Origin of the sequence: Streptomyces bluensis (genome assembly GCF_014650715.1) — a bacterium.
Lineage (GTDB): Bacteria > Actinomycetota > Actinomycetes > Streptomycetales > Streptomycetaceae > Streptomyces > Streptomyces bluensis.
This window is the reverse complement of record NZ_BMVM01000015.1, coordinates 153312-167005: the sequence shown is the minus strand read 5'-3', so window position 1 is coordinate 167005 and position 13694 is coordinate 153312. Positions and strand designations below refer to the sequence as shown.

The following is a 13694-nucleotide window of genomic DNA, read 5'->3' as shown; positions in this document are numbered from 1 at the left end:
CCGACGCGGGGTGGAGCAGCTCGGTAGCTCGCTGGGCTCATAACCCAGAGGTCGCAGGTTCAAATCCTGTCCCCGCTACTGAAAGCCTGGGGGCCGGAATCCGAAAGGGTTCCGGCCCCCAGGTGTTTGATGTCCACCATCAGTGTTTGACGTCCACCATGAGTGTTTGGCGTCCCCGATCTGATGCCTATGCCTCGTGCGCCCCCGGCCCGGGATGCCGTACGGCCTTCTTCACATCCGCCTCGATCTCACTGCGCGGCTGCCCCTCGGCCTTCGCGTACTCGGTCACCGCCGCCTGAACGTCCCGGGCGAGGTCACGCCAGGCCCGCCACGCGGTCTCGTACGTGTCGGTCTGCGTTTCGGTCCACTTGTGGGCGGTCGGGGAACCGTACAGGTCGCGCAACTCCTCCACCCGCGCGTGGGCCTGGTCCGCCGCGCGCTGCATCCCCACGAGCTCCTCGAAAGTCTGCGCCACGCGCACGAATCCTTGAACAGACGGCGCCCCCGACCGAGACGCCACGCCGCGCCCGACCGGCACCGCCGCCGAGCGCCACAGCGATTCACTCACTCGGGGTCACCTGCCGGGGTTCTGGCTCGTCGATGTCCGGCGCGGGCAGGCGCATGCCCCACCGCTGTGCGACGCGCTCCCCTCCCTGCGGTGTGCGCGAGGTTGCGTCGCCGTGGGAGATGACCGAGCTTCCGCCGACGACGCACCCGAAGAAAGCGAACCCACCGCCTGACCCGGCTCAGGCCGATGCCGTCCGAATGCCCAGCTCGGCCAGCAGGCCGCGTACGCGTCGCTCGATCTCGTCCCGGATGGGCCGCACGGCGTCCACGCCCTGACCGGCCGGGTCTTCGAGCTGCCAGTCCAGGTAGCGCTTGCCCGGGAAGACGGGGCACGTGTCCCCGCAGCCCATCGTGATCACCACGTCCGAGGACTGAACGGCCTCGGTGGTGAGGATCTTCGGTGTCTCGGCGGAGATGTCGATGCCCACCTCCGCCAGTGCCGCGACCACGGCCGGGTTGACCGATTCGGCGGGGGCGGAGCCGGCCGAGCGGACCTCGACCCGGTCACCGCCGAGGTGGGTGAGGAAGGCGGCGCCCATCTGGGAACGGCCGGCGTTGTGGACGCAGACGAACAGCACGGAGGGACGCGGGGCGACGGAGCTCATGGCAGGGGTCCTTGCGGGGCGGAGGGGCAGTCAGGAGCGGGCGAGTTCGGGCTCGCCGTGCGGGACGACGAGGTCGTCCGCCGTGCGAGCGGGGCGTCCGTACACGACGGCCACGGCAGCCAGCCCGAGCGCGGCGCCGAGCAGTTGTGCCCCGATGAACGGGGCCACGGAGGCGGGGGCGATCCCGGCGAAGGTGTCGGTGAAGGCGCGGCCGATGGTGACGGCGGGGTTCGCGAAGGAGGTGGAGGAGGTGAACCAGTAGGCGGCCCCGATGTAGGAGGCCACGGCTGTCGGGGCCAGGGAGGCGCGGCCAACGCGTTCCAGGCCGAAGACGAGCAGGATCAGCCCACCCGTGGCAACGACCTCACCCAGCCACAGATGGCCGGCGAACCGGTCGTGGGTCGAGAACCTCACGAGCGGCTCGGCGAACATGGCGTCGGCCAGCACCGCGCCGCCGATCGCTCCGGCAACCTGCGCGGGAACGTACGCGGCGACCTCTCGCAGGCTCGGCCCGGCGCCGGTACGGCGGCCGGTGAACCAGGCGGCCAGAGTGACGGCGGGGTTGAAGTGCGCACCGGAGACCGGCCCGAGCAACGTGATCAGCACGCCCAGGCCGAACACGGTGGCCAGAGAGTTGGCCAGCAACTGCACGCCGACGTCGCGGGACAGCTCGGTCGCCTGGATACCGGAACCCACGACCACGGTCACCAGCAACCCGGTCCCCACCGCCTCGGCGGCCACGCGGCGGCCGAGGGACGCGCTCACGCCGTCGCCTCGGGGGTCTGCGGCGTCTCCCCCACTGTCTGCGGCGTCGTCAGGAACCCGGCGAGTCGGTCCAGGGCGCCGGGCAGTACCCAGTAGTACACCCACGTCCCACGGCGCTCGCAGTCAATCAGGCCGGCCTGTCTCAGCAGCTTGAGGTGGTGGGAGATCGTCGGCTGGGACAGGTCGAAGGCCGGCGTCATCTCGCACACGCAGACCTCGCCGCCGTCCCGCGAGGCGATCATCGACAGCAGGCGCAGGCGCACCGGGTCGCCCAGCGCCTTGAAGACTCTCGCCAGTTCCGTGGCGCGTTCGTCGTCCAACGGCGCGGCAGCCAGACCCGGGCAGCACGTGGCGTCCTGGTCGATCACCTCAAGCTCTTGTTTCGACATTTCTCTATGTTGACGTTTGTCGATCCAAGGCGCAAGAAGCGCAAGAGGTGGAAGAGGCGGAAGAGGTGCAAGGTCGAGCCCGCCCGGTCACCAGGGAGGCCATCAACCCCGTCAGGGTGCGCAGGGTGGCGCGACCAGGTCGGCGGAGCGCCTCGGCCTCCGGCGTACGACTCGGTTCGCCGCGGTCTTCTGCAGCAGCCCATAGGCGAGGACCGGCAGGAGAAGGTGCGGTTTGTCGGGCAGCGTGGTGGTGATCAGCACCGCACCCGCGCTGCTGTTGTTCATGCCGCAGGCGAGAGTGAGAGACGACGCCACGGGGGCGTCCAGCCTCAGCAGGCGCGCGGCGACGCGGCCGACCGCGAAGGACAGCAGGCAGACCAGCGACGCCACAACCAGCGCGGCGGCCAGCAGCAGCGGGCGCGGACGGGCCAGGAAGGAGTTCAGGGCGCCGCTGGCGTTGACGTAGGTCAGGAGGAGCGAGCCGGCCAGGGCGACCGGCACGACGACGCGGAGTACTCGGCTCAGCCACGGCGCAGGCAGTACCAGGCGGCACAGAATGCCCGCCGCACACGGCAGGACCACGCCGACCAGTGTGAACGCTCCGCGGATGGTGTGCTCGGCCCTGCTGAGGGTGTCCGCGTAGTCGCCGCTGAGCAACGGCACCAGGGCGCCGATGACCAGAGGAACGGTGAGCGGGCTGAGGAGGGTGGAGGCGAGGACAAGCCCCACCATGGTCGGCTGGTCACCGTCGCCCTTGCCGGTCCATACGGTGGCTCCGGCGGCGACGGGCATCGCCACGATCAGAATCATCGCGGTGACCAGGCCGCTGCCGCCGTCGCTGTCGGGCGTCCGACGCAGCAGTAACGCCACGGCGGGGATGGCCAGCAGCGGGATCGCCAGATGCAGAACGAGCCCGGCCAACAGGGCGAGCGGGCGTCGCAGCAGGGTGCCCAGCGCGTGTAAGGACACCTGGAGTCCGGCCGAGAAGAGCACCAGGGAGAGCAGGACGGGTGCGGTGGACCAGGACAGGGCGCCCGCCGCGCCGAGGGGCAGAGAACCGAGGGGCAGAGAGTGGGATCGGCTCAGCCACAGCCCGGGGCCCGGCAGGAGCAGGGCGGCGGCATAGGACAGGACGACCGCGCGGCCGAGCCGTCGTCGCAGCCAGCTCTCAGTTGCCTCAGTTGTCTTCGTTGTCTTCGTTGTCTTCGTTGTCTTCGTTGTCTCGGTCGGCGGTTGAGCGCAAGCTCGGGGGTTCAAGGCGGCCTTCTTCCGTACCGGTAGCAAGAGCAAGAGCAGGAACAGGGGCAGGAGCGGGAAGGGGCGCCGGTATGCGACGGAGCATGTAGCTGTTCATGGTGGCCATGTTGCTCGTACGCGACGAGCGGTACGCACGGTGCCGCGCGGCAGTCAGGATGCGTTCAGGTGCCGGGTGACACGGTCGCTTGCCATGACCAATGAGTCGCTTTCCACGACCAACGAAACGTCTGAGATATCCGCGGGCCCCGCGGCCGAAGAGCACGGACCCGCCGCTTCGGTGCGGCATCGGCTGCGCCGGAACAAGGTGCCCGAGGTCACGGTCTACTTCTGGATCATCAAGGTGCTGTGCACGACGGTCCGGGGAGACCGCGGCCGATCTGCTGAACGAGAAGGCGGGACTCGGCCTGACCGGTGTGTCGGTGCTGATGAGCGCGCTGCTGGCCGTGGTGCTGGTGGTGCAGTTCCGGACCCGTGCGTACCGGCCGGGCGTGTACTGGCTCGCCGTGGCCCTGATCAGCGTCGTCGGCACCCTGATCAGCGACAACCTCACCGACAACATGGGCGTGCCGCTGGGGACGAGCACCACGGTGTTCGCGATCGTCCTGGCGGTCGTGTTCGTGGTCTGGTACCGCCGGGAGCGGACCCTGTCCATCCACCACATCGACAGCACCGGCCGCGAATCCTTCTACTGGCTCGCCGTCCTGTTCACCTTCGCCCTGGGCACCGCTGCCGGTGACCTGGTCTCCGAGCGCATGAACCTCGGCTACTGGCTGTCCGCCGTCCTGTTCGCCCTCGCCATCGCCGCGGTCGCCGTCGCCCACTTCGCACTCGGTCTGGACGCGGTGTGGAGCTTCTGGATCGCGTACGTCCTCACCCGGCCGCTCGGCGCCTCGATCGGCGACTACCTGTCCCAGCCGACCGGCGACGGCGGTCTGGGCCTGGGCACCGTGATCACCAGCGCGCTGTTCCTGGCGGTCATCCTCGGTCTGGTCGTGTACCTGGGCGTGACCCGTAAGGACGTGACCGAAAAGGACGTCATCGAACCGGGGAGGGCCGCCCGGCATACGGCCTGACCTGCGGGCTTACCGTCGGCCGGCCTGCCGCCGGCCCCGTCGGCCGACCCGCGTTCAGGATGCGGTCAGGCTCTCTGTGTCACGGTCGATGCATCGGCCGCCGTCAGTGGTCGGCTCATTTTCACAGGGCGCTCGTCGCGATTCCGGGGACGAGCGCCCTGTTGTACGACCGGACGACCGAACAGGAGAAGTTGAGGTGGAGAAATCACAGATGCTCACCGACCTCGACGTGGCGAGCACGCCAAGAAGGTCAAGTGCGTCGAGCACGTCGAGCACGGCCAAGTCCGTGATGAAGAAGCTGCCCGAGGTCACGCTGGCCTTCTGGATCATGAAGATCGCAGCGACGACGCTGGGTGAGACGGCAGGCGACCTCTTCGCCCAGACCCTCAAGCTGGGCTACTTCCTCACCACGGTCGCGCTCTTCCTGATCTTCGTGGTGACGCTGGTGGTCCAGCTGCGGTCCAGCCGCTACAACCCGTTCTTCTACTGGACCGTGATCCTGTCGACCAGCATGGCCGGCACCACGATGTCCGACTTCATGAACCGCGACGCCAGTGCCAAGTACCTCGCCGCCGGCGCGACCAAGCTGGGCTGGGGCCCGCAGGGCCTCGGACTGGGCTACCCGGCCGGAGCGGCGATCCTGATCTCGATCCTCCTGGCGATCTTCCTCGCCTGGAAGCTGAGCGGGATGACCTTCCAGATCCGCGACATCGTCACCTTCAAGGGCGAGGCCCTGTTCTGGTCGGCGATCCTCGTGTCCAACACCCTCGGCACCTCGATGGGCGACTTCCTCTCCGACAGCTCCGGCCTCGGCTACGCCCTTGGTGCGCTGCTCGTGATCGGCCTGCTCGCCGTGCTCGTGGCGCTGATGAAGGTGCCCACGGTGCCGAACGTGCTGCTGTTCTGGATCGCCTTCGTCCTCACCCGCCCGCTGGGCGCCACCGCGGGCGACTTCCTCACCAAGCCGGTCGCCAAAGGCGGTCTGGATCTCGGTACCGTCGGCTCGTCCGCCGTCCTGCTGGCTGTTCTGTTCGGCCTGATGGCCTACGCCCATGTGCGGGAGCGCGGCAACCGGACCGTCGTACCGGTAGAGGTGGAGCGGGAGCCGGTCACCCGCCAGGCAGGGTGACCGTGAACCTGGCTCCGGGCGAGTGTCCGGGGTCGTGGACCACTTCACCGCCGACGGTGCGGGCCAGGCGTCGCGCGAGCGGCAGCCCCAGGCCCGCGCCGTCGTGCCCGTCGCCCGAGTCGGCACGCCGGCCGGGCTGGAACAGTTCGCCCACGAACGCCTCCGGCACACCCGGGCCGTCGTCGACGACGTCGATGCGCACCGCGCCGGGGATGCGCCCCGCGGACACGGTCACGCGGGAGCGGGCATAGCGGACGGCGTTGGCGAGCAGAGGGCTGAGGATGCGTTCGAGGAGGGCGGGCGCGACCCCGGCCTCCAGCACCAGCACCGGAGCCGCCGTCCCTACGGCCTCTCTAACCTCTACGGCCCCTCTCACCTCTACGGCCCCTCTCACCTCTACGGCCTCTACGGCCTCTACGGCCTCTACGGAGGTCTTCACCTGATCCGGTGTGTCGAGGCGCTGGAGCAGGCGGTTCAGGACGGGCAGGACGTCGGTCGTTCCGGGGGCCGTCTCCCGGTTCAGCGCGTTCTCACGGGCGTCGTTCAGGAGCGTGTCGCAGATGGTGCGCATGGACTGGGCGGCCTCGGCGATCACCTCTTGGGTGGCGCGGGTCTCGGCGTCCGTGCGAGGGCGGGCCCGCCACCAGTCGAGCTCCATGATGATCCGGGTGAGCGGCGTGCGCAGTTCGTGGGACAGCTCTCCCGTCAGCTGCTGCTCGTGGCGCAGTACGGTGCGTATGCGGTCCAGGAGCTCGTCCATCGAGGCACCCAGACGGGCGAGTTCGACCGGATGGTCCTCCGCGCCGAAGCGCTCGTCGGAGCCCACGGCGCTCCACTGGGTGGCCTGGTCGGTCATCGTCCGCACCGGGCGCAGTGCCCGGCCGACGGACAGACGGGTGAGCAGGTAGGTGCAGCCGAGCATCACGCCGTCCAGGATGAGCGACCCCACCAGCAGAGTGTCCGCCGAACTGCGGTACGGAGCGAGGTCCAGGGCGGTGACCACGGTGGCGGTGGCACGACCGCCGGTGACGGTGTGGGAGCACAGCCGGACGGGCTGGTGACCGTGGGCGTGGACGGTCGTGCAGGCAGGGTTCCCCTGCGCGGTCAGCCGGTCGGCGGCCTGGGTCAGCGTGCTGTCGGACGTGGCGCCCGGCGGCTTCTCCAGCAGGCGGTTTCCGGCGTAGATCCACACGTTCGCGTCGAGGAGCCGGTCGTTGGCGGTTTCCAGGACGCGTACCCGGGGGCCGCTGGTGTCGATGGTCGTGGCGACGGCTGCCGCCCGGCTGCGCAGTTCGCCGTCCGCCTGGTGCTGCAAATGCCGGTCCATCACGGCGTTGAACACCACGGTCAGGACCGTCATCAGCAGGGCGGCGGTGGTGAGCGCCACCAGAGCGAGGCGGCCGCGCAGGGTACGCGGCGCAAGGCGACGGAAGGCACGGGAACCGCGGGAATCACGGGAGACGTGGGAATCACGGGAGACGTGGGAAGCACGGGAGACGTGGGAAGCACGGGAGACGTGGGAAGCACGGGAAGCGCGGTTCATGACAGACGGTGCCCGATCCCCCGCGCCGTACCGATCGTCAGGCCGCTGCCCGCCTCACGCAGCTTGCGGCGCAGCCGGCTCAGGTACTGGTCCAGGGTGTTGTCGCTGACCTGGGCGCCCTCCGGCCAGCCGGCCCGCACCAGGTCCCGGCGGCGCACGAGCGTCCCGTCCGCGGTGACGAGCTTGGCCAGCAGCCGGAACTCCGTCGGGGACAGGGCCACCCGTCCATCGCCCACGGTCATGCTGTAATCCACCGCGTCCAGGACCAGATCACCGGCTGTGGCGGTGGAGCGGGGGGCGGCCCGTCTGAGCGCGGCGCGCAGCCTGGCGGCGAGTTCGGCGAGGTGGAAGGGCTTGGGCAGGTAGTCGTCGCCGCCTGCGGAGAAGCCGGACAGGCGGTCGGTGAGCTGGTGCCGGGCGGTCAGGAAGAGCACGGGGGCGAAGAAGCCGTTGGCACGCATCGCCTGGCACACGTCCCGTCCGTCCGCGTCGGGCAGGCCGACGTCCAGAACGGCCGCCGCGATGTCGGCGTTGGCCAGCCGCAGGGCGGACGCGCCGTCGGCGGCCAGGACGGGTTCGAAGTCCTCGTCGCACAGGCCCCGGCGCAGCACGTCCCGCAGCGCGGGATCGTCCTCAACAACCAGGATTTTGGGGCGCATGATCCTCCAGCGGCCCACCGGCCGTGGTCGTACCTGGGATGGCCGTAGCCGGGACGGTCGTACCTGAGATGGCCGTACCTGGGATGAACGATGCGGGAGTGCCCGGCCTTCGACCCGGGCCGCGGATCACTCGTCCCCTCCCTTCGCCTCGGCGCTCCGGCGGGCACGCAGCACCTCGGAGAGCAGGGGCACCAGGGACACGACGATGATCAACGCGACCAGCGGCAGAAGGTAGCGATCGACGTTCGGGATCGAAGAACCCAGCGCGTACCCGGCGAGGGTGAGGCCGACACTCCATACCAGGCCGCCGACCACCTGCCACAGCGTGAACGTCCGCAGGGGAACGTCCAGCGCGCCCGCCATCGGGTTCAGCACCGTCCGCACCACCGGCACGAACCGGGCCAGGACCACGGCCTTGGCGTAGCCGTACCGCTCCAGCAGCTCCTCGGCGCGCTTGACCCCGTCGTGCAACCGCTGAGAACGACTGCGGGCGAGCAGCGCTCCACCCGCCTTCCGGCCGATCAGATATCCGCACTGTGCCCCGGCCAGCGCACCGACGGCCGCCGCGACCAGCAGCGGCGCCAGCGACAGTTTCACCGCCCGGTCCGCGGCACCCGTGCACAGCAGACCCGCCGTGAACAACAGGGAGTCACCCGGCAGGAAGAAGCCGATGAGCAGTCCGGTCTCGGCGAACATCACCACGCCGACACCCAGCACGCCGAATGCGGCCAGCAGTGACTGGGCGTCGAGCACGTTGACTGCCTCGTACAGCGGTGGGGTCATGCTGCGGGACACCTTCCCCTCCGGCGATCCGACGTGAAGGGACACGCAGGAACGGACAGAAGCGGCTAACCAGAGAAATGCAGACAGTCTACGGAATCAGCGACCAACGTCGGCAGCCGATCCACAGGCACGGGCATGTCCGCCACAGGCGGTGGAAACGGCGGAGCCCAGGCCAGATGTCCTACCCACCCCGTTCCATGACGTCCGATGGAGCACGAGTGATTTTATTTCGCGAGCAACCAACAATTTATGTCCATCGCCGTATACAGATTGTGGTGCATCCGGTACGTTAATCCGCACCGACAGGCCACACCACAACGGGGAGGGACCCATGGCTGAGGACGCGGGACACGAAGAGATCGAGGACATCGACGATGACCAGGCCGATGCTCAGCTGGCAACGTTCGTCCGCGAGCAGGGCGGACTCTTGGAAACGACGCTCGGTGACCTGCGTATGGAGCTGGGGTACAGCAGGCTCGGCCGGTGGGTGCTGGAAGAGATCGCGGATTACCTGAAGAACCAGGACCTCGGCTACTTCCCCGTGTGGAAGTTGGAGCCGGAGGCGAACAAGGAGCCTCGCAAGGAGCAACGGCTCTGGCTCTACAGCCTCGACGGGAGCGCCCGCGCCCAGCTGCTCGCCGCGGTCCTCCACCCTGAGGACAACGACGTCTTCGCCGCGCTCGACGGCCTCGCCGCCGGCCGCCACGCGGCACTGAGCCCTGAACAGAAACTCGACCTGGTCAAGGAGATCGTCAGCTCCTGAGCCAGACACTGCGAACCGTCGACGCTTGCCGTCCTCACCGGACGGGAGCGCTCCTGGATCACCGGAACTTCCCGTGGTTCCGTTTCTCCAACTGCGGGCAGCTACCCGCCAGCCTCCGCCCGTTCTGGTCGCGGCACTCACACCGCTTACTGATTCCGCCGGGGCGGCGTGATGCGGGCATGGCGCCCCCCTTTCTCTTACACCAGCCGAAGAGCGGCGGCACCTCCAGGCCGCGCCGGGTCATCTCGTCCCGGAGGTCCTGGAGTTGGTCGGTCAGCTCGCGTGCCATCGCCCCATCTGGACCGATGGGGAAGTCCGGCCGGAGAATTGGGATGCAGCCGAATTCACGGCGCGACACCTTCCGGCGTACGCCGCGCGGGGTGCGCGGATCGGTCCGAGACCGGCCGCAGGGCTGCCAAAGGGCGAGTAGCCGGCCCCAAGTCCCTGTGGTGGGGGTAGGTCAGGCGTTGTAGCCCTTCTGCTTCACTCCGGGCCCCCAAGCGCTCGCGACGACGGCGAAGCAGTCACGGCACAGCGGGTTCGCCCGATCCCCGTACCGCTTGCACTTTGCCGAGCAACGAGCACAAGCCCCTCACCGTGCGACGTCCAGACGGGGGCCGGGTAGTCGCTGAGCTCAATTCCGGTAGGGGTGGCCATCAGGGGTCCGTTCTGATCAGGCCAGGGCAGCCGCTCGAACAGAACGGGCCGTGTCAGTGGCGCGCCGTACGGTAGGTCTCATGCCCTCCTCCGTCTGGTCCACCGGCCCTTACAGCCCCGCTCAGGAAGAGGTCAACGCCCTTATCCGCCGCCTCATGGACCAGCCGCCCACCCAAGAGCGCGCCGAGGCCTACGAGCAGCTCCTCCGCCGGTGGGCGGACGTCTGCCGGCCGTGCCAGCCGCACGCCTTCACCACCGCCGCCTGACGCACGTGCGCCCCGCCGGTGGGTTCCGTCCGGCGGGGCGCACGCTCAAGGTCCGTCCGCGCTGAGCAGCATTCAGCAATGGACGCCAACGACCACAAGCCAACTCGTTGATCAGTCGCGGTAGACGTCCGCGCCGAGGAGGGGACCTGCGCGCGGCCGGCGGGGCCTGACTGGCCCATCCGGCGGTTTCGTTGAGTGGGCAACCAACCCAAGTCTTTGAGCGGGCAACCACCCCGGGGCGTTGTACGCCCAGATGCGAGCCCACCAAAGCGGGACCAAAATGGCCGTAAGGGCTCCCGCCGCAGGGGAGTTACTGAGTGTCAATTCGGGCCGCGCCGGACGACGCGGAGCCTTCACCTCCGGTGACCAATGGCAGCAAGCAGCGCCTTCGATATGTGGAGAGCAGCGCCATGAATCGTCCTCTGAGAAGACATTCCGTCCCGCCTCGGTGGCCGAGCTACCGCGGTGTTTCCCACCTTGTGGGAGCCAGCCCCAGCGGGGCGGTGACCGTTTACGTCGACCCCAGCCTCGGGCCGCAGGGCATGCAGAACGCGACCGACCTCCTGAACGACGCCGACCGCGTGTTCAGACTGAACAACACCATCTTCAACACCACCGGCGCGCCGGTCAGCGCCATCGTCTTCGCCCTCGGCGGCGTCGCCGACGGCTCCGGCGGCGCGGACCACGACGGCTGCACCTTCCAAAGCGGCGGCGCCATCGAGGTGGACGCCTCCCTCGGCAACCCCGCCCGGGTATCCGGGCTGTTCGAGGCCGAGCTGAGCGAGTGCGCGATGAACGGCCAGCTGTGCGGGCTGAACACCGGCGAAGCCCTCTCCCGCTGGTGCGCCGCCGTCGCAAGCAACAACGCCCTGGTCGATTTCGCCACCGCCCCGGACTGGGCCGAGCACGGGGCGCGCAACTTCGTCGACCGGACCGACCCGACCGACCGCAACCCGCTGAGCACCGGCTGCGGGATGGCCTTCATCTCCTGGCTCATCAGCCAGGGCCACAAGCTCCCGCAGATCGCGCAGGAGATGGTCACCCTCGGGGACGCGGGCACCCTCGCGGAGCTCTACGCCAGGCTGACCGGAGAACGCCAAAGTCAGGCATGGCCCGACTTCGAACAGGCCATCAAAGGACTACCCGACGGCGTCACCAGCGACGACCCCTTCGGAGCCTTCCCGAGCGCCATGTGATGAAGGCCCGAGAGCTCCCGGCCTCCGTGCCCTGGCCTGACGGCGGCGCAGCATGATCGTGCAAAGGGCGGAGAAGTGGAGCTAACGATCTTGAAACGCCGAAGCCCCCGGCCAGACTGCGTCTGACCAGGGGCTTATCGGTAGGCCGTGTGGGACTCGAACCCACAACCAATGGATTAAAAGTCCACTGCTCTGCCAATTGAGCTAACGGCCCAGGCGGTGTCGCGCGATGGGTTGCGCGATGTCGCCTCCCCGAGCATAGCCCGACGCAGCCGGGACTCCGATCGGGTATCGGCGACCCGGCCGCGTCGAAAGGCCCGCAAAAAGGCCCGCCGGAGAACAGAACGGACGGAAGAAGCAGGCGAGAGGGAGCGGATACTGCCGGAAACGGCCCCCGGACGGGCGCGCCGGCCAACCGACGCGCCCCCTACGGATCTACGGATCCGGACCTACGGATCTGGGCCTACGGATCTACGGATCTACAGACCTACGGATCCACCGGCTCCGGTGCCTCCCTCCGTGCTGCCTCACGGGTGATCGTGCGTTCGTGGTGCGGGTTCAGGAACCAGTGGCGGGCCGAGGCCTGCCACCAGGTCGCCGCGAAACCGAGCACCACCAGTACGGCGACCGGCGCGTAGTTGAACGTCTCCCAGGTCACCGGCGAGACCTGGGGCAGCATGAAGAGAACCGTGATGATCCCCACCCACGTCACCGACACCACACCGATCACACGTGACCACCGGCCCAGGTGCCACGGCCCCCGCTCGAAACCGTCCCCCTTGCGCAGCCGCAGCAGGGTCGGGATGACGTAGGCGATGTAGAGCCCGATGACGGCGATGGACGTCACCGCCGCGTACGCCGTGACATTGATCAGGTACGGCAGGCCCAGGGCCAGCGCCCCGATCGCCGCCAGCCACACCGCCGCCACCGGAGTGCGCGTGCGCGGGCTGACCGTGTGCCACACATGCGAGAAGGGCAGCGCACCGTCGCGCGAGAAGGCGTAGATCATCCGGCTGTTGGCCGTCACCGACGCCATCCCGCAGAACAGCTGCGCCCCGATCACGACCAGCAACAGCAGCTTGCCCGCCGTCGCCCCCAGCGCGTCGAGCAGGATCTGCGCGGGCGGCGCACCCGTGGGAGAGTTCAGCGCTCCCTCGTACGACTGGATCGCGAAGGTGAAGCCCAGGAGCAGCACGAAGCCCGCGACCCACGAGGTCCAGATCGACCGCACGATCCCCTTCGGGCCCGCCGTCGACGCGTCGTGCGTCTCCTCGGTCATGTGGGCGGAGGCGTCGTACCCGGTGAAGGTGTACTGGGCCATCAGCAGCCCCAGCAACACCACGTACACCCCGCTCCCCCAGCCCGTGTTGTTCACGAACTCGCCGAACACGAAGGACGCGGACTGGTGCTCGTCCGGTACGAAGGTCAGCGCACCGACGATCACCGCCACACCCAGCACGTGCCACCACACGCTCACGCTGTTGAGGAGAGCGACGATCCGGACCCCGAAGGTGTTCAGCAGGCCGTGGAGCAGCAGGATGCCGGCGAAGAGCAGGATGGTCCGGCCGGGCGTCACCTCGAAGCCGAACTGAAGGTTCAGGTACGCGCCCAGGAAGGACGCGGCCCCGAAGTCGATACCGGCCGTCACGGCCACCTGCCCCAGGACGTTGAACCAGCCCGTGAACCACGCCCAGGCCGCGGCGCCCCTCTCCGGCGCCAGCCGGTGCGCCCAGAAGTAGAGGCCCGCCGACGTCGGGTACGCCGAGCAGATCTCGGCCATCGACAGGCCCACGAAGAGCGTCATCAGGCCGACCACGACCCAGCCCCAGGTGATCACCGCCGGACCGCCCGTGTTCATGCCGAACAGGTACAGCGTCAGACAGCCCGACAGGACCGAGATGATCGTGAAGGAGACCGCGTAGTTGGAGAACGCCGACATGCGGCGGGCGAGAACCTGCGTGTAACCGAGCTGGGCCAGCCGCTCTTCGTCAGACAGCCCATGCGCCATGGCGTCATCTGTCATGACCCCAGCGATTCCCCCG

At 68.9% G+C, this 13694-nt stretch carries 13 protein-coding genes, 2 tRNA genes and 1 pseudogene; 6 read left to right on the top strand and 10 right to left on the bottom strand.

Translation table 11 applies throughout. From position 1 onward, the window contains the following. The first annotated feature begins 4 nt into the window (after positions 1–4). Positions 5–78: transfer RNA gene (locus IE262_RS30250), tRNA-Met, on the top strand. Between the two features lie 109 nt (positions 79–187). Here IE262_RS30250 and IE262_RS30245 read toward each other — a convergent pair. The 5 genes from IE262_RS30245 to IE262_RS30225 form a co-directional block, all read right to left on the bottom strand. Continuing rightward, a complete protein-coding gene (locus tag IE262_RS30245) occupies positions 188–475 on the bottom strand; it encodes a hypothetical protein (protein WP_189878106.1) in 288 nt (95 codons plus the stop codon). Between the two features lie 271 nt (positions 476–746). Further along, positions 747–1172 carry an arsenate reductase ArsC gene (locus IE262_RS30240; RefSeq protein ID WP_134040083.1) on the bottom strand — a complete coding sequence of 142 codons (426 nt, stop codon included), beginning with the start codon at positions 1170–1172 and terminating at the stop codon, positions 747–749. Positions 1173–1202: 30 nt separating this feature from the next. Continuing rightward, the gene (locus tag IE262_RS30235) at positions 1203–1937 is read right to left on the bottom strand and encodes an aquaporin (protein ID WP_134040082.1); all 735 of its coding nucleotides are present in this window, start codon (positions 1935–1937) and stop codon (positions 1203–1205) included. Continuing rightward, complete coding sequence (locus IE262_RS30230) at positions 1934–2326, bottom strand: ArsR/SmtB family transcription factor (RefSeq protein ID WP_189878104.1); 393 nt, start codon at positions 2324–2326, stop codon at positions 1934–1936. The genes IE262_RS30235 and IE262_RS30230 overlap by 4 nt, the downstream gene beginning before the upstream one ends. A gap of 111 nt (positions 2327–2437) precedes the next feature. Further along, positions 2438–3487 (bottom strand): bile acid:sodium symporter family protein, encoded by a 1050-nt coding sequence (locus IE262_RS30225; protein WP_229877587.1) that lies wholly within the window; start codon positions 3485–3487, stop codon positions 2438–2440. A gap of 286 nt (positions 3488–3773) precedes the next feature. Between IE262_RS30225 and IE262_RS30220 the strand changes: the two are divergent. After that, positions 3774–4656, top strand: a pseudogene (locus tag IE262_RS30220) (COG4705 family protein). 196 nt (positions 4657–4852) lie between these two features. Next, the gene (locus tag IE262_RS30215) at positions 4853–5785 is read left to right on the top strand and encodes a COG4705 family protein (RefSeq protein ID WP_229877583.1); all 933 of its coding nucleotides are present in this window, start codon (positions 4853–4855) and stop codon (positions 5783–5785) included. Here the strand turns inward: IE262_RS30215 and IE262_RS30210 are convergent. The 3 genes from IE262_RS30210 to IE262_RS30200 form a co-directional block, all read right to left on the bottom strand. Further along, positions 5766–7145: a sensor histidine kinase gene (locus tag IE262_RS30210; RefSeq protein ID WP_308432814.1), complete on the bottom strand. Its 1380-nt coding sequence runs from the start codon at positions 7143–7145 to the stop codon at positions 5766–5768. The genes IE262_RS30215 and IE262_RS30210 overlap by 20 nt on opposite strands. A 179-nt stretch (positions 7146–7324) precedes the next feature. Next, positions 7325–7987, bottom strand: coding sequence for a response regulator transcription factor (locus IE262_RS30205; protein WP_189878096.1), 663 nt, complete (start codon positions 7985–7987; stop codon positions 7325–7327). A gap of 126 nt (positions 7988–8113) precedes the next feature. Next, the gene (locus IE262_RS30200) at positions 8114–8770 is read right to left on the bottom strand and encodes a DedA family protein (protein ID WP_134040076.1); all 657 of its coding nucleotides are present in this window, start codon (positions 8768–8770) and stop codon (positions 8114–8116) included. A gap of 331 nt (positions 8771–9101) precedes the next feature. Between IE262_RS30200 and IE262_RS30195 the strand changes: the two genes are divergently transcribed. The 3 genes from IE262_RS30195 (at position 9102) to IE262_RS30185 (ending at position 11652) form a co-directional block, all read left to right on the top strand. Next, positions 9102–9533 carry a hypothetical protein gene (locus IE262_RS30195; RefSeq protein WP_229877582.1) on the top strand — a complete coding sequence of 144 codons (432 nt, stop codon included), beginning with the start codon at positions 9102–9104 and terminating at the stop codon, positions 9531–9533. A 737-nt stretch (positions 9534–10270) separates the two neighbouring features. Then, positions 10271–10456 carry a hypothetical protein gene (locus IE262_RS30190; RefSeq protein ID WP_134040075.1) on the top strand — a complete coding sequence of 62 codons (186 nt, stop codon included), beginning with the start codon at positions 10271–10273 and terminating at the stop codon, positions 10454–10456. 503 nt (positions 10457–10959) lie between these two features. Next, entirely contained in the window at positions 10960–11652 is a 693-nt protein-coding gene (locus tag IE262_RS30185) for a hypothetical protein (protein ID WP_189878094.1), read from the top strand. A gap of 141 nt (positions 11653–11793) precedes the next feature. On the opposite strand, the gene IE262_RS30180 is transcribed toward IE262_RS30185, so the two are convergent. Both IE262_RS30180 and IE262_RS30175 read right to left on the bottom strand, forming a co-directional pair. Then, positions 11794–11866: transfer RNA gene (locus IE262_RS30180), tRNA-Lys, on the bottom strand. 273 nt (positions 11867–12139) lie between these two features. Further along, positions 12140–13675, bottom strand: a complete 1536-nt coding sequence (locus tag IE262_RS30175) for an amino acid permease (RefSeq protein WP_134040073.1) — start codon at positions 13673–13675, stop codon at positions 12140–12142. Positions 13676–13694: the final 19 nt, after the last annotated feature.

Coding starts and splice junctions, on each gene's coding strand:
- IE262_RS30240 (WP_134040083.1), bottom strand. CDS start 1,172: ATGAGCTCCGTCGCCCCGCGTCCCTCCGTGCTGTTCGTCTGCGTCCAC.
- IE262_RS30230 (WP_189878104.1), bottom strand. CDS start 2,326: ATGTCGAAACAAGAGCTTGAGGTGATCGACCAGGACGCCACGTGCTGC.
- IE262_RS30210 (WP_308432814.1), bottom strand. CDS start 7,145: ATGACGGTCCTGACCGTGGTGTTCAACGCCGTGATGGACCGGCATTTG.
- IE262_RS30205 (WP_189878096.1), bottom strand. CDS start 7,987: ATGCGCCCCAAAATCCTGGTTGTTGAGGACGATCCCGCGCTGCGGGAC.
- IE262_RS30200 (WP_134040076.1), bottom strand. CDS start 8,770: ATGACCCCACCGCTGTACGAGGCAGTCAACGTGCTCGACGCCCAGTCA.
- IE262_RS30195 (WP_229877582.1), top strand. CDS start 9,102: ATGGCTGAGGACGCGGGACACGAAGAGATCGAGGACATCGACGATGAC.
- IE262_RS30190 (WP_134040075.1), top strand. CDS start 10,271: ATGCCCTCCTCCGTCTGGTCCACCGGCCCTTACAGCCCCGCTCAGGAA.
- IE262_RS30175 (WP_134040073.1), bottom strand. CDS start 13,675: ATGACAGATGACGCCATGGCGCATGGGCTGTCTGACGAAGAGCGGCTG.